The 18,042-nt window shown below is 69.8% G+C and carries 12 protein-coding genes; 7 read left to right on the top strand and 5 right to left on the bottom strand.

Annotation, left to right across the window (positions count from 1 at the left end; all coding sequences use genetic code 11):
• Nucleotides 1-39: 39 nt before the first annotated feature.
• Nucleotides 40-5,109 carry a tetratricopeptide repeat protein gene (locus tag NR792_RS10185; RefSeq protein WP_375759862.1) on the top strand — a complete coding sequence of 1,690 codons (5,070 nt, stop codon included), beginning with the start codon at nt 40-42 and terminating at the stop codon, nt 5,107-5,109.
• Nucleotides 5,110-5,126: 17 nt separating this feature from the next.
• On the opposite strand, the gene NR792_RS10190 is transcribed toward NR792_RS10185, so the two are convergent.
• Nucleotides 5,127-5,864 carry a competence/damage-inducible protein A gene (locus NR792_RS10190; RefSeq protein WP_375759863.1) on the bottom strand — a complete coding sequence of 246 codons (738 nt, stop codon included), beginning with the start codon at nt 5,862-5,864 and terminating at the stop codon, nt 5,127-5,129.
• 109 nt (nt 5,865-5,973) lie between these two features.
• On the opposite strand from NR792_RS10190, the gene NR792_RS10195 reads away from it, so the two are divergent.
• From NR792_RS10195 to NR792_RS10205, 3 genes are all read left to right on the top strand, one after another.
• Entirely contained in the window at nt 5,974-7,128 is a 1,155-nt protein-coding gene (locus NR792_RS10195) for an acyl-CoA dehydrogenase family protein (protein ID WP_375759864.1), read from the top strand.
• Nucleotides 7,129-7,262: 134 nt separating this feature from the next.
• The gene (locus tag NR792_RS10200) at nt 7,263-8,288 is read left to right on the top strand and encodes an aldo/keto reductase (protein WP_375759865.1); all 1,026 of its coding nucleotides are present in this window, start codon (nt 7,263-7,265) and stop codon (nt 8,286-8,288) included.
• 159 nt (nt 8,289-8,447) lie between these two features.
• Nucleotides 8,448-9,275, top strand: a complete 828-nt coding sequence (locus tag NR792_RS10205; RefSeq protein ID WP_375759866.1) for a helix-turn-helix transcriptional regulator — start codon at nt 8,448-8,450, stop codon at nt 9,273-9,275.
• Nucleotides 9,276-9,289: 14 nt separating this feature from the next.
• Here NR792_RS10205 and NR792_RS10210 read toward each other — a convergent pair whose 3' ends face one another.
• The 4 genes from NR792_RS10210 to NR792_RS10225 form a co-directional block, all read right to left on the bottom strand.
• On the bottom strand, nt 9,290-10,291 hold the full coding sequence (locus NR792_RS10210) for an NADPH:quinone oxidoreductase family protein (protein ID WP_375761599.1): 1,002 nt from the start codon (nt 10,289-10,291) through the stop codon (nt 9,290-9,292).
• A 10-nt stretch (nt 10,292-10,301) separates the two neighbouring features.
• Nucleotides 10,302-11,258: an aldo/keto reductase gene (locus NR792_RS10215; protein WP_375759867.1), complete on the bottom strand. Its 957-nt coding sequence runs from the start codon at nt 11,256-11,258 to the stop codon at nt 10,302-10,304.
• A complete protein-coding gene (locus NR792_RS10220; protein WP_375759868.1) occupies nt 11,255-11,761 on the bottom strand; it encodes a YiiD C-terminal domain-containing protein in 507 nt (168 codons plus the stop codon). The genes NR792_RS10215 and NR792_RS10220 overlap by 4 nt, the downstream gene beginning before the upstream one ends.
• Nucleotides 11,762-11,858: 97 nt before the next feature.
• Nucleotides 11,859-14,636: a polyketide synthase gene (locus NR792_RS10225; RefSeq protein ID WP_375759869.1), complete on the bottom strand. Its 2,778-nt coding sequence runs from the start codon at nt 14,634-14,636 to the stop codon at nt 11,859-11,861.
• Between the two features lie 343 nt (nt 14,637-14,979).
• Here NR792_RS10225 and NR792_RS10230 point away from each other — a divergent pair, with 343 nt between their 5' ends.
• From NR792_RS10230 to NR792_RS10240, 3 genes are read left to right on the top strand one after another with little or no spacing between them, the layout of a single operon-like run.
• Complete coding sequence (locus NR792_RS10230; RefSeq protein WP_375759870.1) at nt 14,980-15,894, top strand: hypothetical protein; 915 nt, start codon at nt 14,980-14,982, stop codon at nt 15,892-15,894.
• The gene (locus NR792_RS10235; RefSeq protein ID WP_375759871.1) at nt 15,891-16,802 is read left to right on the top strand and encodes an alpha/beta hydrolase; all 912 of its coding nucleotides are present in this window, start codon (nt 15,891-15,893) and stop codon (nt 16,800-16,802) included. Before NR792_RS10230 ends, NR792_RS10235 begins: the two co-directional genes overlap by 4 nt.
• Nucleotides 16,799-18,028 carry an aminotransferase class I/II-fold pyridoxal phosphate-dependent enzyme gene (locus tag NR792_RS10240; protein WP_375759872.1) on the top strand — a complete coding sequence of 410 codons (1,230 nt, stop codon included), beginning with the start codon at nt 16,799-16,801 and terminating at the stop codon, nt 18,026-18,028. The genes NR792_RS10235 and NR792_RS10240 overlap by 4 nt, the downstream gene beginning before the upstream one ends.
• The last annotated feature ends 14 nt before the right edge of the window (nt 18,029-18,042 follow it).

The following is an 18,042-nucleotide window of genomic DNA, read 5'->3' on the forward strand; positions in this document are numbered from 1 at the left end:
CTCCCCCTCTCAATTCCAAAGTGCCTGGAGCCGGCTTCCATGAGCGAGCGCAATGACGTCACGCGGCCTTCGTCCTCCGCATCGGTGCCTCCCCCCGGAGTCCCCGAACCGACGGGCGCGGTCCAGGCACTGGCCCAGAACGTGACCACCCTCCCCGCTCCCGTCCCCACCGCCAGCGCCGAGGACGATGCCCGCGAGCGCATCGCATCCATGGAGCGCGAGGCCAAGGCGCTCGCCACCACCGAGCCGCAGACCGCCGCCCTCCTCTTCCATGAGGTCGGTCTGCTCTGGGAAGAGCCGCTCAAGAATCCTCGCAACGCCGCCGTCGCGTTCCAGAACGCCTACAAGCTGGCGCCGCGCTTCCTCGCCAACATCCGCGCCGCCCGCCGCCTCTTCGCCGACGTCGGCAACTGGCAGATGGTCGTGCAGCTCATCGACGCGGAGCTCATCGCCTCCGAGGACCCTCGCCAGCAGGCCTCGCTCCTCTTCGAGAAGGGGCAGATCCTCGAGGAGCGCCTGTCCCGCGACAACGACGCCGCGGATGCCCTGCGCCAGGCCCTGGACCGCAAGCCCACCGACGTCACCCTCCTCACCCAGCTCGAGTCCGTCTACGCGTCCCGCAACGACGCCGGCGCGCTGGTGGAGATCTACCGGCTGCTCGCCGCCGCCGTCGTTCCTCCGTCCCTTCGCGCCCACTACCTCACCTCCGCGGGCATGGTCCTGGAGGAGCGCCTCAAGCAGAAGGAGGCCGCCGCCGCGGCGTTCCGTGAGGCGTTCGCGCTCGACCGCTCCGACCCGCTGCTCCAGGCCGCCGTCAAGCGCGTCGCCGAGCGCGAGGGCCGCACCGATGAGCTGCTCTCCGCCCTCCTCTCCGAGGCCGAGGGCCAGGGCTCCCAGGCCGCTCCCGCGTACCTCCACATCGCCAAGATCCATGACCGCCTGGGCCGCAAGGACGATGCCCTGTCCGCGCTGCTCGCCGCCCGGCGCGTGAGCCCGCATGAGCCGCTGGTCCTCAGCGCGCTCGCCGGCATCTACGAAACCCAGGGCCGCTTCGAGGAGCTGGCCGACGTGCTGCTCGCTTGGGTGGGCTCCATCAACGACGAGAGCGAGCTCGTCGCCATCAACCTGCGCCTCGCCGCGCTGTACGAGGACGACCTCAAGCGCGACCAGGAGGCCGCCGCCCGCTACCAGGCCATCCTCTCCCGCATCCCCAGCCATGCCGCCGCGCTCGCGGGCCTGGGCAAGCTGTCGTACCGGATGCAGAACTGGGAAGGCCTCGTCGCCGTCTTCGACGCGGAGGTCACCGCCGCCGAGGACGCCAAGGGCAAGGCCGCGCGCATGTACAAGGCGGCCGAGATTCTGGAGGAGCGCCTGGGCCGCCAGGAGGACGCCATCGCGCGCTACAACGCGTGCCTCCAGCTCCAGCCGGGCTACCTCCCCGCGCAGAAGGCCCTCACCCGCCTCTACGAGCGCCAGGGCCGCTTCGCCGAGCTCGTCGGGATGTTCGAGCAGGACCTGCTCCAGACGTCCGACCGCGACCAGGTCATCACCACGCTCAACAAGATGGCGGTCATCTACGAGGACCGCCTGAGCGACCTCGACCACGCCATCGAGTGCATGAAGCGCATCCTCGACCTGGCGTCGGATCACCTGCCCACGCTGCGCAACCTGGCCCGCCTCTACGAGCGCGCCGGCCGCTACCGCGAGCTGCTGGAGACCAACGACCTGGAGGCGTCGTTCGCCGGGGACACCAAGCAGGTCCTGTCGCTCCTCCACCGCAACGCGGAGATTCTCGACGAGCACCTGAAGGACCGCGTGGGCGCCATCACCGCGTATGAGCGCGTGCTCGCGCTGTCGCCCTCGTACCTGCCCGCGCTCAAGGCCTTGGGCCGGCTGTACGCGCAGGACGGCCGCTGGGAGAAGCTCATCGACATGTACCGCGCGGAGTCCGAGATCTCGGCCTCCACCGACGCGGCCGCCGCGCTCATCTACAAGATCGGCGAGCTGTACGAGCACCGCCTCAAGCAGGAGAACGAGGCGCTGGCGTCGTACCAGGAGGCGCTGATGCTGGCGCCCAGCTACTTCCCGGCGCTGCGCGCGCTGGCCCGCATCCACCGGGCCCACGGCGCGTGGGAGAGCCTGGTGGAGGTGCTGCGCGCGGACGCCGCCAACCGCACGGATCCGCTGGAGCGCGCCAACGCGATGTACCAGGCCGCCGCCATCTGGGAGGACCAGCTGGGCCGCCCGGAGCTGGCCATCGACGGCTATCAGGAAGTGCTGCGCCTCACGCCGGGCCACGCCGCCACGCTGCGCGCGCTGGAGCGCCTGTACGTCGCGCAGGACAACGTGAAGGAGCTGGTGTCCATCCTCGACCGCGAGACGCAGGTGGGCCAGACGCCCGCGGCCAAGGTGACCGCGTACCTCAAGCTGGCGCGGCTGTACCTGGACCGCTTCCAGGAGCCGTCCCGCGCCGCGCAGTGCTGCGAGTCCGTGCTGGCCCTGGAGCCCGCGAACCTCACCGCCCTGACCCTGCTGGAGCGCATCCGCGTGTCGGATCGCCCCCGCCGCGCGGAGCTGCGCGCCCGCATCGCCGAGCGCGTCACCGACCCGCGCCTGTCCAGCGCCCTGCGCATCCTGGCCGCCGCGGATCAGGAGAAGGGTCCGCCCACCGAGCGCACCCTGGAGGTCTACCAGCGCGCGTTCGACGCGGACCCCTCCGACGCGCGGCTCGCCTTCAGCCTGGAGCGTGTGCTGCGCCAGACCGGTGACACCGCCGCCCTGTCGCGCATGTACGGCATGCGGCTGGCCGTCACCACCGACGCCACCGAGGCGCTGGAGCTGCTCCTGCGCGCCGCCGAGCTGGCGGAGAAGAACCCCGACCTGGAGCAGGCCGCCGCGCTGTACCGGCAGGCGCTGGAGCTCCAGTCGCAGTGCCTCCCCGCGCTCCAGGGCGCCCGCCGCGTGGCCGTGCGCCGGGGCGACTTCGCCACCGCCCGCGCCATGATGGAGACCGAGGCCCGCGCCAGCCGCGACACCAAGAGCGCCATCGAGGGCTTCGTCGCCGCCGCGAAGCTCGCGGCCCAGAAGCTCAACGACCCCGACGGCGCCGCGGCCCTCTACCGCCTGGCGCTGGAGCGCGACCCGCTGCACCCGGGCGCGGCCACCGGCCTGGAGGAGCTGCTCGCGCAGCGCGGCGGTTCCTCCGACCTCGCGGCCCTGCACGAGCGGCGCGCGGAGGCCCGGCTCGCTCAGCGCGACGTGGAGGCCGCCGCGGCGGCGTACGTCACCGCGGCCCGGCTGCACAACGTGGCCCTGGGCGACCGCGCCCGTGCGCTCGCGGTGCTGGAGAAGGCCCTGGCGGCCCGCCCCGGCTTCCCCGACGCGCTGGAGACGCGCGGCCTGCTCCTCCTGGAGGCGCAGCAGTACGCGGAGGCCGCGCAGATGCTCGGTCAGCGCGTGCAGCAGGGCGGGGATCCTCGCGTGCTCGCGCAGCACCACCTGACGCTGGGCGCGCTCTACCAGCAGCACCTCAATGATCCGGGCCGCGCGGCCGCGCACCTGCAGACGGCGCTGGCCACCCTGCCCCGCCACCCGGAGGCGCTGGAGCGCCTGGCCACGGTGTACGCGCAGGGCCGCAACTTCGGCGGCGCGGTGGACTGCCTGCGGCGGCTGTTGGATCAGGACCTGCCCAACGACGCCCGTGCTCGCTTCACCGTGGAGCTGGCGCGCATCCATGACGAGGGCCTGGGCGACGTCGCGTCCGCCACGGCGCTCTACAAGAAGGCGTTGGAGCTGACGCCGGGCGAGCCCGCGCTGGTGGACCGGCTGGTGGTCCTCTACGAGCGGCAGCGCAATCTGCCGGAGCTGGCGCAGATGCTGGAGGCCCAGGCGGCCGCCACGGCGTCCACGGACGTCAAGCGCGCGGTGGCCCTGCGCATCCGCGTGGCGAGCTTCTACGCGGGCCCGCTGGCGGAGCCTGCTCGCGCCACCGTCATCCTCCGGCAGATCGTGGAGCAGGACCCGCAGAACCTCCAGGCCCGCGCCTCGCTGGCGGAGCTGTATGGCCGCGACATGACCAGCTACCCGCTGGCCATCGAGGAGCACCGGCAGCTCTTGCGCCAGGACCCCGCGCGCGTGGACAGCCTGCATGCGCTGTTCAAGCTGTGGGACGCCCAGAAGCAGCAGGACAAGGCGTTCGCCGTGGCCGCGGTGCTGACCTTCATGCGCGCCACCAACGAGGTGGAGCAGGCCTTCTACTCGGAGGCCCGCGTCCGGCAGCCGCAGGAGCCGCGTGAGGCGCTGCCCGCCAATGACGTGGACACCGTCCTCATGCACCCGGCCGCGCGCGGCCCGCTGACGGAGCTCCTGCGCGCCATGGGCGAGCACCTGGGCAAGGTGTTCCCGCCGCAGTTCGAGATGCTCGGCGTCAACCCGAAGCAGGACAAGCTCAAGCCGGACTCGGCCGTGTTCAAGGCCGTGCGCGCGGTGGCGCAGACGTTCGGCGTGGACGAGTTCGAGGTCTACCTCGCCCGGCGCGGCCTCTTGCAGCTGGAGACGACGGAGCCCCTGTCCCTGTGCGTGGGCCAGGACGTCGTGCGCCGCTTCAACGCCCGCGAGCAGAAGTTCCTCATCGGCAAGGCGGTGCTGGGCCTGCTCAACAAGACGGCCGTCCTCTCCAAGACGTCGCAGGGAGAGACGGTGGACCTGTTCGGCAACGCCATCCGCGTCCACGTGCCGCAGTTCAACGGCCTGGGCCGGCGCAACGACGAGCTGACGAAGCAGCTCAAGAAGGCCTTCAGCCGCAAGGCGATGAAGGCCTCGGAAGGCCCCGCGCAGACGCTGTCCGAGCAGTCGAAGATCGACGTGGCCTCGGTGGTGGACGCGCTCGGCTACTCCGCGGACCGCGCGGGCCTGCTCGTCTGCGGCGACCCATCCGTGGGCCTCACCATGGTGCTGCGCGAGGATCCGAACATCGTGGCCAACAAGCAGGAGAGCCCCGAAGCCATCCTCCAGGCGGTGCGCGAGCGCGCGGACCTGAAGGCCCTGCTGTCGTGGCTGCTCACCGACGACTTCTTCCGGCTGCGCCAGCGGCTGGGGCTGTCGCTATAGTCCGCTTCAAGCCCGCGCTACTCCCGGCGGACCAGCGAGTCCGCCGGGAACCCCGCGAGCAGCCGGCCCACGGCGTCATCCACGTGGGCCCGCTCCGGGGCCTCCACCGTCACCTTCACGCGGTAGTCGATGGCCGCGTCGAACACGGGATAGGAGCCGATGGCCACGTGGGGCATGTCCAGCGCCACGCGGTCCAGCACGGCCGCCAGGGCGCTCTCGCCCAGGTTGAAGTACAGGTTGACCAGGTGCACCGGCGTGCCGCTCAGCCGTGAGAGCACCGTCTCCAGCTGCAGCCGGAAGAGCTGCGGCACCCCTGGCAGCAGGAACATGTCTCCCACCGTCAGCACCGGGAACCACATGCCCGGCTGGGCCAGGAGCACCGCGCCCTCGGGAGCGTCCGCCAGGCGCAGCGACTCCGGCGTCACCGGAGAGGTGCCCGCGCGGGCCTGGATGGCCGACACCATCTCCGGCAGGCGCACCACGGGCCGGCCCAGCGCGAGCGCCACCGCGCGCACCGTGACGTCGTCGTGGGTCGGGCCAATGCCCCCGCTGGTGAAGACGTAGCGGGCCTTGCGCCGGGCGCGGGCCACCGCGTCCACGATGGCGTCCACGTCGTCCAGGATGGTCTCCACCGAGACCAGCGGGATGCCAAGCTCCCGCAGCCGCTGGATGAGGTGGGGGCCGTTCTCGTCCTTCACCTTCGCGGTGAGGACCTCGTTGCCAATGATGATCGCCGCCGCGCCGGTGCGCTCCATGGGACCGCGGACTCTACTCCAACGGACCCCGGGGGTGGACTCGCGAGGTGTTCCCGCGCGGACCCGCCCTGTCCTGGAGTCAGCATGGGCGGACGGACATCCTTCGCGCATGGACTCCCATGAGACCCGGGACGCGATCCGCGCGTCCGTGCGTGCGCTGTGCAACCGCTTCCCCCCGAAATACTGGCGGACCCTCGACGCGGAGCGTGAGTACCCCCACGACTTCGTCAATGCCCTCACGGAAGCAGGCCTGCTGGCCGCGCTCATCCCGGCCGAATACGGCGGCGCGGGGCTGGGCCTTCGCGAGGCGGCCGTCGTGCTGGGGGAAATCAATCACTTCGGCGGGAACGCGTCCGCCTGCCATGCGCAGATGTATGTGATGAACGTGCTGCTGCGTCACGGCTCCGCGGCGCAGAAGCAGCGGTACCTTCCGGAGATCGCCGCGGGGCGGCTGCGGCTCCAGGCGTTCGCGGTGACGGAGCCGAACTCGGGCTCGGACACCACCGCCATCGAGACGACGGCGGTCCGGCGCGGGGACCGCTACGTCGTGAACGGCCAGAAGATCTTCATCTCCCGCGTGCTCCAGTCCGACCTGATGCTCCTGCTCGCGCGGACGACGCCCCGGGCGGAGGTGCGCAAGAAGACGGACGGGATGAGCGTGTTCCTGCTCGACCTGCGCAAGACGCAGGGGCTGGAGGTCCGGCCCATCCGGACCATGCTCAACCATGCGACGAACGCGCTGTTCTTCGAGAACGTCGAGGTGCCCGCCGAGGGGCTGATTGGCGAGGAGGGCAAGGGCTTCTCGTACATCCTGGACGGCATGAACGCGGAGCGGGTGCTCGTCGCCTCGGAGGCCATCGGGGATGGCCGCTGGTTCATCGAGAAGGCCGTCACCTATGCGCAGGAGCGCGTCGTGTTCGGCAAGCCGATTGGCGCGAACCAGGGCGTGCAGTTCCCCATCGCGAAGGCGCACACGGCGCTCACGGCCGCGTCGATGCTGACGGAGCAGGCCGCGACGCTCTTCGACAGCCACCAGTCCTGCGCGGCCGAAGCGAACATGGCGAAGTACCTGGCCGCGGAAGCCGCCTGGGAGGCCGCCAACGCCTGCATGGACACCTACGGCGGCTATGGCTTCGCGGAGGAGTACGACGTGGAGCGCAAGTTCCGCGAGGTGCGCCTGTTCATCAACGCGCCCGTGAGCCGGAACATGGCCCTGTCGTACATCAGCCAGCACGTGCTGGGGCTGCCCCGCTCGTTCACATAGAGCGCCTGACACAGCTGGTGGTGGCAGTCCCAGGATAAATTCTCCCTCTGGCAGCCCTTCACGCCGTTCGTATCCTGAGCGCCATGAGAAGGCCCACCGGGGCAGCCGGTGGCCTGTGTTCAGGAGAATTTCGCATGCGTTATCGGCTGTTCGGCCGCACGGGCCTTTACGTCTCGGAACTCTGTTTCGGAGCGATGACCTTCGGCGGGAAGGGCTTCTACGAGCCCATTGGTAGGACGGCCCAGGCCGAGGCCGACGAGCTCGTGTCAATCTCGCTCGAGAACGGCATCAATTTCTTCGACACCGCTGACGTCTACTCCGAGGGCGAGTCCGAGAAGATCCTCGGCAAGGCCCTCGGCGCGCGCCGCAAGGACGTCGTGCTCGCCACGAAGGTGCGCGGCAAGGTCGGCACGGGTCCGAACCAGCAGGGCCTCTCCCGCGCTCACATCATGAGCTCCATCGAGGGCAGCCTGAAGCGCCTCGGGACCGACTGGGTCGATCTCTACCAGATTCACGGCTTCGACCCGGTGACCCCCTTCGACGAGACACTGCGCGCCCTCGACGACGTTGTCCGTTCCGGCAAGGTGCGTTACGTCGGCTGCTCGAATCTCGCGGCATGGCAGCTCGCCAAGGCCAACGGCATCGCGGCGCGCCAGGGTTGGGCTCGCTTCGAGTCATTGCAAGCCCACTACACGATCGCCACCCGCGATCTCGAACGCGAACTCGTGCCTCTCCTGAACGACGCGCAGATGGGGCTCATGGTCTGGAGCCCGCTCTCCGGGGGCCTGCTGTCCGGAAAGCATGGTCGTGACGGCAAAAGCCCTGACGGCTCGCGCCGAGCCAGCTTCGACTTTCCGCCCGTCAACAAGGACCGCGCCTTCGACTGCATCGACGCGATGCGGAAGATTGGCGACGCCAAGGGCGCGAGCGTCGCATGCGTCGCGCTTGCGTGGCTGCTCGCGAAGCCCCACGTCTCCGCGATCATTGTCGGCGCGAAGAGCGCGGAGCAGCTCAGGGACAACCTGAAGGCGAGCGACTTCGTGCTCGACCCCGCCGAGCTCGCCGAGCTCGACAAGGTGAGCGCACTGCCCGCCGAATACCCGGGCTGGATGATCGAGTTCCTGGGCAACCTGGGCCGAGCGCCGAAGAACGTTCGCTAACGTCATCGGAGGCATTCGGCGCTGGTCAGCCTGCTCCAGCAAATCGCCGACGACAAGCGAGCCACGCCGGCCCAGATTGCTCTTGCCTGGGTGCTGGTCCAGAAGCCTTGGTTCGTTCCAATCCCTGGCACTGGCGACCGTGACGTTATACTGCAGCCCGTGACCGCCGCTTCCCTGTCGTCTCCGCGCTCCGAGCTGGGGCACTTTCTCCGGACCCGCCGGGCGCGGCTGCGACCGTCCGATGTGGGGCTGCCCGAGGGTGGACGGCGGCGCACGCCGGGGCTGCGGCGCGAGGAGGTCGCGCAGCTCGCCGACGTGGGGGCGAGCTGGTACACGTGGCTCGAGCAGGGGCGCGACATCCAGGTTTCGGAGGCGGTGCTCGAGCGACTTTCGAGCGCGCTGCGCCTCGCTGCGGCGGAACGTTCGTACCTGTTCGAGCTTGCCCAAGGTCGCTCGCCCCGTCCGATTGCCGCAACGCCGCCGATCGTGAGCCCCCTGCTCGCGGGCACGATCGAGGCGCATCGTCATCCGGCGGTTGTCTCGACCCTGCGCTGGGACGTCGTCGCAATGAACGGGCCCGCGCTGAAGCTTTGGGGTGATCTGCGTGGCACGAATGCCCTGCGGAACCTCTTCCTCGGCAAGGTACCGCCGCTCGTCACGGTGGAGCGCGAGGCACACGCACGAAACCTCGTTGCGCGCTTTCGCTCGGAAGCCGCGCGCGCGAGTGCTCATGAGCAGTTCCAGGAAATTGCGGACGAGCTGCTGGCGAAGAGCCCCGAGTTCCGCCGGCTCTGGACGCAGCATGACTTGTATGCCGAGCCCGAGGGCACGAAGATCGTCGACATCCCCGGAACCGGCCGCATAGAGCTCGCGCACGTGACGCTGATGCACATCGAGCCGGACGCACGCACTCTTCGAGTCCTCTTCTATTCTCCCGTCGGCCCCGAGAGCGCGCAGCGAATGGCGCGTGCTCTCGCAGAACGTTGAAAGCACGAGGACCGTCAGGCGCTCTTGGTGGCGGGCGGCGCCTCCCGGCCCTCGCGGACGTGGACCACCACCTTGCCGATGGCTCGCCGCTCCGCGAGGGTGCGCAGGCCATCGGCGGTCGCCTCAAGCGGGAGCCGGAGGGTGATGCGCGGGGAGATGTGGCCCTGCGCGTACCACGCGAAGAGCTGGTCCATGGTTTCGCGCAGCGCGGCCGGGTCGTGGTAGCGGAAGTAGCGCAGCGATGAGCCCAGCACCGCGCGGTGCTTCACGAGCAGCCGGTGGGCGGGGATGCTCGGTGCCTGGCCCGCGGCGAAGCCCACGAGCACGTAGCGGCCTCCCCAGCCCAGCGTCGAGAGCGCCGGGTCGAAGAGCGGGCTCCCGACCGGATCGAAGCAGACGCTCACGCCCGCGGGCCCCGCGGCGGCGAGGACCTGCTCCTTCCAGTCGGCGTCCGCGGAGCTGATGACCTGGTCCGCTCCGGCTTCACGCGCGATGGCGCGCTTGTCCGGTGTGCTCGCGACCGCGATCACAGTGGCGCCCAGCGCCTTGCCCAGCTGCACCGCCGCGAGCCCTACGCCTCCGCTCGCGCCGAGCACGAGGAGCACCTCCGAAGGCTTCAGGTGGGCGACGCGGGTCAGCGCCAGCGCGGTGCTCACGTAGGCGCTCGTCAACGCCGCGGCGACGTCGAAGGAGACTCCCGCCGGAAGCAGGAACGTCTCCTGGACGGAGGCCACGGCCTGCTCGGCGTAGCCTCCGTGCCAGAGGATGGCCACGACGCGGTCCCCGGGTTTGAAGCCCGAGCCCTCCGGAGCGCTGGAGATGGTTCCCGCGGCCTCCAGGCCCGGGACGAAGGGCAGCTCGGGCCGGGTCTGGTAGGTCCCGCCAATCATGAGGAGGTCGGCGAAGTTCACGCTGCAGGCGTGCACGTCGATGCTCACCTCGCCGGGTTTCGGAACAGGCTCGGGGACGTTCGTGAGGGTGAGCTGCTCGGGCCCGCCCCACTTCCCACAGACCATTGCTCGCACGTCATCGCTCCTGGGTGGAAGTGAGGCTTCGCCAGAGGTCTTCGTTCGCGGGCAGGCCCAGCGCCTCCGTCACCAACGGCTCAAGCTGCTCCGGGCTGCGCGCGCCGACGAGGATCGACGTCACGAAGGGGCAGTGCACCAGCCACCAGGTGGCGAGGCCCGACGGTGACAGCGCGTGGGCGGAGGCCTGCGCCTTCAGGTGTTCGACCCGGGCCGCGTTCTCCGGGGTCCAGGCCTTCGCGTAGAGGTCCCTGCGTTGACCGATGCGCGTGCCCTCTGGAATCTCACCTCCGATGGCATACCTGCCACTCAGCAGGCCGCCGGCCATTGGTGAGTAGGGCGTGTACTGGAGCCCCAGCTTCGCGCAGGCCTCCAGCACGCCGTTCCGCGCGTCGTCCTGTTCGAGCAGGTTGAAGCGGTTCTGGACCCAGCCGAACCCCACCGGGCCTCCGGCGCGTGGAGCCGCGCAGCGCCAGAGGTCACTCGCGGCGACGTTCGACAAGCCGAAGCGACGGACCTTCCCTGCCCTCACGAGGGCCTGGAAGGTCTCGAGGACGTCATCCCACGGTGTCGCGGGGTCGGGCACGTGCGACAGGTAGAAGTCGAGCGTGTCGATGCGAAGCCGCGCGAGCGAGCGCTCCACCTCCGCGAACACGTGCTTTCGCCCGAGCCCCCCGCGCAGGCCCACCTTGGACGAGATGAGCACCCGGTCCCGCATGGCGGCACCGCGTGAGGCCAGCCATGCGCCGATGATGGCTTCACTGGCGCCGTCCGCGTAGGTGCCCGCCGTGTCGATGAGGTTGATCCCCAGCGCCACCGCGCGATCCAGGAGCGCATGCGCTTCGGCTTCGGTCTCCCCCTGGCCCAGCAGCTTCCGGGAGCTTCCGATGCCTCCGAAGTTCGCCGCGCCCAGGGCGAAGACCGACACGTCGAGGCCACCCAGCTTGCGGTAGATCATGTCCGCCACGCCTCCGGAAAGGGCAACGCCAGGTCGCCCTCCCCTGCACCCGTGGAACCGAGCAACGTGAAGTGCGCCGTGTAGGTCGCGGCGGGTGCGCCCTCGTCGATGAAGACCTGCGATGTGGCGGTGAGCCGAACCTTGCCTCCCTGACGAAGCGTGTCGGCTTCCAGCGCGGGCAACGCCTCACAGCGGGCCCGGTAGTCGCAAGCGATGGGACGGTGGATGGCGAACTCACAGCGGCGCAGCAGGATCTGCACGGCCAGCCGCTCCGCCCACGCCGCCCGCACGAGCAACAGCCACGGGGCGAGCCCCGCCGAGGTGAACACCCCGGGGCCAAAGGCTGTCCCCCGGTGGTTCAACGAAGGACCCAGCGGCGCCGCCAGCACGATGCGGCCGGGTTCGAACTCCACGAAGTGGATCCCAAGGAACTTCGTCATCGGGATCCGTTCATGGAGGTCCCTCGCCAGATGCGCGAGGACGTCCTCGCGTTGGGGGTTCATGGGTGGTTCCCTGGAAGCTTCGTCGTGGAAGCCCACGCATGGCGCTCCATCTCCGCGTGGCGCAGGACACCCGCCCGCTTCACGTTCGGGTGGAGGTTCATGGTCCCGGCACCTGGAGGTCGGGGCCGGCTTCGAGCACGACGTGGTAGTGGGTGCCGCCGCTTCCCGCTGCGTTGATTCCCGCGAAGCGCGCCTCCTTCAACTCCTGCGGCTCCGTGATGACGTGCAGGTTGTCGGCCGCTCCGACGCTCGGGGTCGTCACGCCCACCGTCGCGGGCACTCGCTTCGCGGCCAGCGTGAACAGCGCCTTCATCAGGCTCGCGGCTCCCGCTGCGGCTCCGGTGTGGCCGATGTTCGGCATGATCGAGCCGATGGGCAGCGGCCGGGCTCTCGCGGTGGCGAGGGTCCGTCCCAGGGCGGAGAGCTCCGCGTGGTCGCTGGCGAGATGACCACTGCCGAAGCACTCCACGAAGGCGAGCGCGTCCGCCGACACGTCACACCGGGAGTAAGCACGCCGGATGGCCAGGCTCATCGCGGGCTCGGCGACGAGCCCGCGGTCCTGGGGCGTTCCGAACGCGCTCCCCATCGCTCGAATGATCCCGAGCACCGGCTCGCCGCGCTCCTGCGCGTCCGACAAGCGCCGCAGCAGGCACACCGTGGCGCCTTCACCGGGCAGATATCCGTCAGAGGATGTGTCGAGCGCCGTCGGCGCGTCCCGGCGGGACATCAACCCCAGCGTGCCCTCGTCCGCCAGGCGCGTGACTCCGAGCCGCATGTCCGCCGTCGCCCAGAAGACCGCGTCCGCCTCTCGCGACGCCAGCCGCCCGCAGGCGACCTCCAGGCCACCCATGGAGGCCGCCGCACCTCCTGCCTCGATGGCGCAGGTTGGTCCGTTCAGGTCGAAGGCGCGGGCAATCCTCGCCGCCATGAAGCTGGGCGACAGGTTGAACAGACTGCCGGCCCACAGCTCCGGCAAGTCGCCGGACAGGCGCTTCATCGCCGCTCGCACGGTGCGGGCCACCCCCTTGGAGTCCTTGCCCGTCTCACGCAACACGCGCTGGAGGTGCTCTTCCAGCTCCGGCAGTCGCGCCGCGGCGACCTGGCGCAGGCCGTACTCGCTGCAGTGCTCCGCGGAGACGACCACCGGGATGTTGCTTCCCCGTTCGATGGCGACCTTCGAGGCCGCGCTCCGCGCCAGGTCCACCAGCAGGTAGTGGAGCGGATCATGCCGGACGATGTCGGCGGGACGCTCGTCGTACTGGCTGGCGCTGCCGGTGAACCGGTGTGCCTCCAGGTCCAGCGGCGCTCCAAGCCCGAACGGCAGCCTCCGGAACGCCCGTCGGCCCTGGAGCAGGTTCGTCCACAGCGTGGCCAGGTCCGGGGCCTCCGCGAACGCTCCCGCCATGCCCACGATGGCGATGGGCTCGTCACTCCTCGCGGGGCGCTTCCGCGTGCCTCGCAGCAGTGCCTGGGCCCGCGCGGGTGACGGCCGGTCCTCCACCACCGCGTGGTAGTTCTGGCCTCCGCTCGCGATGGCGCTGACGCCTCCGATGCGCGGCTGCTCACCTGACGGCCAGGACCGGGCGGTCTTCTCGACCTCGATGAGGCCCCCCGGTTCGAGCAGGCTCCTGGGCTTGTCCCCGTGCACCGGTCCCGGAATGCCCCCGGACTCGAACATGGCGAGCAGCGCGATCAGGTTCGCCAGCCCTGACGCCTCCTTCGCATGTCCCAGGTTCCCCTTGATGGACATGACGGGCACCGGCGACGCGGGCCAGGTGGCCTCCCCGTGTGCCTTCAGCGACCGATCAAAGACCTTCGCCTCCACCGCGTCACCGGCCCGCGTGCCCGTACCGTGCGCGATGATCACCCCCAGCTCCCGGGGCGCCACGCCTGCCTGCTCGAGCGCACGCCGGACCGCCAGCTCGTGGCCGCGCGGGTTCGGGACCAGCATGTACCCCTCGGCCGCGCCGTCGTTCGCCCCACCCACGCCACGGATCACCCCGTGGATGGGGAGCCGCTCCTGCGTGGCCCGCTCGAGGCTCGTGAGCACCAGCAGCACCACGCCGTCGGAGATGACCGTTCCGTTGCCCTTCTGGGCGAAGGGGAAGCAGCCCTCGGACGACAGGAGGCGTGAGTTCGAATAGAGGACCTGGTTGACCGTGTCGACGTAGGACAGCGCGCCCGCGATGGCCCACGGCGCCCCCTTCGCCAGCTCCCGCGCCGCCAGTTCGATCGCGGCCAGACCGCCGGTGCAGTTCCCGTCCACCAGCAGCGCCTTCTCCGTGGTCCCCAGCGCCTCCGCGATGGCGCTCGCCAGCCGGTGCGTGGCGCGCTCCCTCGGGTCCTCCACGAAGTCCGGCCCGAACGACTCCCGGAGCGACTGGCGCACCTTCCGGGTGAGGTCCGTCAGTTCCTGGTGGGAGAACTCGTTCGGATGCGCGCCGTGCACGAGGTACGGCTGGAGCTGACCCGCCACGGCCAGCACCGCCGCGTCGTAGAGCCCGTGACCGCCTCCGCGTGAGTGCGCGAGGAAGACCGGCACGGGCTGCCCGCCAAGCGAGCCGGGAGCCAGTCCCGCCGAGGCCAGGGCCCGGTGCGCCGTCTCCACCACCCACCGGTGCGGACCCTCCTCCCCTGGCAGCTCGCGCGCCCCAACGACCCCACCCAGCAGCGTGGACGTCCGGGCCGCGCCCACGGCCGCCGTGGGGTCCAGATACAGGGCCCGGGGAATGCGCTCCTCGGGCCACTGCCCATACGTGGTCTTGCCCCCGTGCAGCACTTCCGCCAGTTCATCGAGTGTGCGAGCGCCCGGCAAGGCAAACGCAAAGCCAGAGATCGCAACCGGCGCGATCCCATCCAGATGTCCTTTCAGCATTGCCAGACAATGTAAGGATCCGGCCCGGACGCGTCCACGACCAGCCGAATCACATACATCCAGGCCGACATGCGACGGCGGCAGCGGGATCCTACCCTACGCATGCAAGGGGTTGCCCTCACGGGGCGCCGCCGCCCTCCTGGGAGCGTCGTTCCCGGGTCTTCGGGCGGGTGATAGGGTTTCAAGCCGCGCGCTCCATCCCGAGCCCTGGAAGGCTGTCTTTCATGATCAAAACCAGGGTGGATTGACGTCAGACTTTCGGATCAGTATATCAATCCAGACATCGCGGCATTTCGCCTTTCAATTGGCTGCCGCCCCATTCCCCTCATCCCCTGGACAGCCCATGAAAAGACTCGATCCGAGCCGTATCAAGGATTCGTTCATCAACGTCTCCACCTTTCCGGCGGACCTGGGTGAAGGCCGCTCGGCTGCTCCCGCCCCCGCGCTGCTCGACGCCGTGGTGGAGGCCGTCGAGAAGAAGAACGGGTTCGCGGTGGTGTACGGCGTGAACAAGCTGCTCGCCGCGCACGGGCTGGACCTCCATACGGAGTCCGGCGCCGCGCTGGCCCGGGACTACCTGGAGGGCATCTTCCGGGCGATCGCGCCGCGCTTCGACCTGGCGCGCTACAGCCCCACGCCCGTCGCCTACGACCGCGTCGCCAAGATGGACGTGGACGGCTTCAACAAGAACCGGAACTTCACGCCCAACAGCGACCACACGGAGAGCCGTGAGTTCGTCACCACGAAGTGCGTCCACTTCGACTCGGCGACGCCGTTCATCGCGAACCTCTACGGCCCCAACCAGAACATCAGCGGCGGCATGCCGATGATCTGCGACACGCGCCGCTTCTGCCAGGACAAGGGCCTGGACCCCCGCGCGCTCATCGAGAACATCCCCAACAACTACAACGTCGCGGTGAAGGCGGAGTTCTCCGAGGAGATCCTTCGCGACTACTCGTTCGCGCTGAAGCTCGACCTGGAGAACGACATCGTGATGATCGTCCTCCACAACGAGGTGGTGGGCGGGCTCGCCCATGCCGCGACCCAGCCCTCCCTCACCGACGCGAGCAAGGCCGCGAAGCGCCCCATCCGCCACGTCGAGTACCAGGTCGCGGGCTCCGACGACCTCAAGCGCTGGTACGACTACTACGGCCTCTCCCTGGAGAAGGCGACGCACCACAAGGAGGACGCCAACATCACCCGCTTCGTCCGCGGCGAGCTCAACCCCTACCCGAACATCATCGAGGTGCGGGCATGACCACGCGACAGCACGCGGAGCGCAACGCGGCGGAGATGAAGGACCTGCTGGCCTACCTGGACGCCCGGCCCTGGCCGGACGGCTACGAGGCGGCGCGGGTCCACTACGATTCGCTCGGGCTGCCCATCGCCAAGGACATCGGCGTGGAGCCCGTCAACGTGAACGGCGTTCGCGCCCAGTGGCTCACGCCGCCGGAGTGCGAGCAGGACCGCGCCCTCCTCTTCCTGCACGGCGGCGGGTTCGTCTTCGGCTCGCTGGTGAGCCATGGCCACATGGCCGCGGAGATGGCGCGGCAGGCCCGCTGCCGGGTGCTCCAGCTGGACTACCGCCGGGCCCCGGAGCACCCCTACCCGGCCGCGCTGGATGACGCGACCACCGCGTACCGCTGGCTGCTGGAGCAGGGGTTCGCGCCCGGCCGCATCTCCATCGCCGGAGACTCAGCGGGCGGCGGACTGGTGGTGTCCATGCAGGTCAACGCCCGGGCCAGGGGCCTCCCGCTCGCGGGCGCCCTGGTCTGCATCTCCTCCTGGTTCAACCTGGGCATCCAAGGCGAGAGCTACGAAACGCGCGAGAAGGCGGACGCGCTGGTGCAGCGCAAGGTGGTGGTGGAGGTCGCCCGGCACTACCTCAACGGGCAGGACCCGCGGCAGCCCACCATCTCTCCCATCCATGCGGACCTCACCGGCTTGCCGCCCCTGCTCATCCAGGTGGGCGAGCGGGAGCTGCTCTTCAGCGACTCGCAGGCGATGGCGAAGAAGGCCCAGGCGCAGGGCGTGGACGTCACGTTCGAGGAGTGGCCCGACATGGTCCACGTCTGGCACCTGCACTTCAACCGCCTGACCAGCGGCCGTGAGGCCCTGCAGCGCATTGGCCAGTTCGTGATGGACAAGACAGGAGCGCGGAAGTGACGACGCCCAGCGACGCGGTGATGGGACCCCACCTGCACCGCAACAACCAGAAGATGATCCCCGCCAGCGAGAGCGCCTGGGCCGTGGCCCGCGACTCGCACATGCTCAACATCCGCGTGGAGGCCGTGGGCGGCCAGAACCACTTTCGCGAGGTGGACACCGGGCACGAGTTCGCCAACCTGTGCTCGTGCTCCTATCTGGGGCTCAACAGCCACCCGGACGTCATCCAGGGCGGTATCGACGCGCTCAGGAGCGCGGGCATCACCGGCCTGTCCATGGCGGAGTTCCGCATCCGGCTGGGCCTGATGGAGGAGCTGGAGGAGCAGCTGGCGGACCTCTTCGGCGGGCCCGTGCTGCCCGCCGTCACGTCCAGCGCGCTCACGGCCGCCATCCTCCCGGTGCTGGGGTCCGGCCACCTGACGGACAGCGGTCCGCTGGCGATGGTGTTCGACAAGTTCGCGCACTTCTCCATGGCATTCGTGAAGCCCATCGTCGCCGACGAGACGCTGGTGCTGAACGCTCCGCACAACGACATGAACTACCTGGAGGACGTCTGCCGGAAGTACCCGCGCGTGGCGTACGTCTGCGACGGCGTCTACTCCACGGGCGGCGCGACGGACCTCCCCGCGCTGCTCACGCTCCAGGAGAAGTACGGCCTCTTCCTCTACATCGACGACTCGCACGCGCTCTCCACGCAGGGCAAGAACGGCGAGGGCTACATCCGCTCCCGGTTGCGCGAGATGAACGACCGGACGGTCATCATCGCCTCCATCGCAAAGGCGTTCGGCAGCACGGGCGGCATCGCGATGCTCGGGTCGCGCAAGCACTACGACTTCCTCTACCGGACGGGCCCCATGGGCTGGTCCCAGAGCCTGCGGACGGCGGCCATCGGCACCTCCATGGGGAGCATCAAGGTGCACCGCAGCCCGGAGCTGGCGAAGCGCCAGGAGCAGTTGCGCCGGAACATCTCGCTGTTCGACGAGCACATCCAGACCGCGCAGCGCGGCGACGGGCTGCACATCAAGGTCGTGGAGGTGGGCGAACAGGAAAAGGCCGTGAAGCTGTCGCGCGAGCTCTACAAGCGCGGCTTCTACACCTCCGCGGTCTTCTTCCCCATCGTGCCGGTGGGCAAGGCGGGCATCCGGCTCATGCTGCGCGGCGACCTGCCCACGGAGATGGTGCGGTCGTTCATCGGCCACCTGAAGGAAGTCCTCGCGACGCTGTAGCCGGAGGAGCACGC

The sequence above is a fragment of the Corallococcus exercitus genome (assembly GCF_042231735.1).
Taxonomy (GTDB): domain Bacteria; phylum Myxococcota; class Myxococcia; order Myxococcales; family Myxococcaceae; genus Corallococcus; species Corallococcus exercitus_B.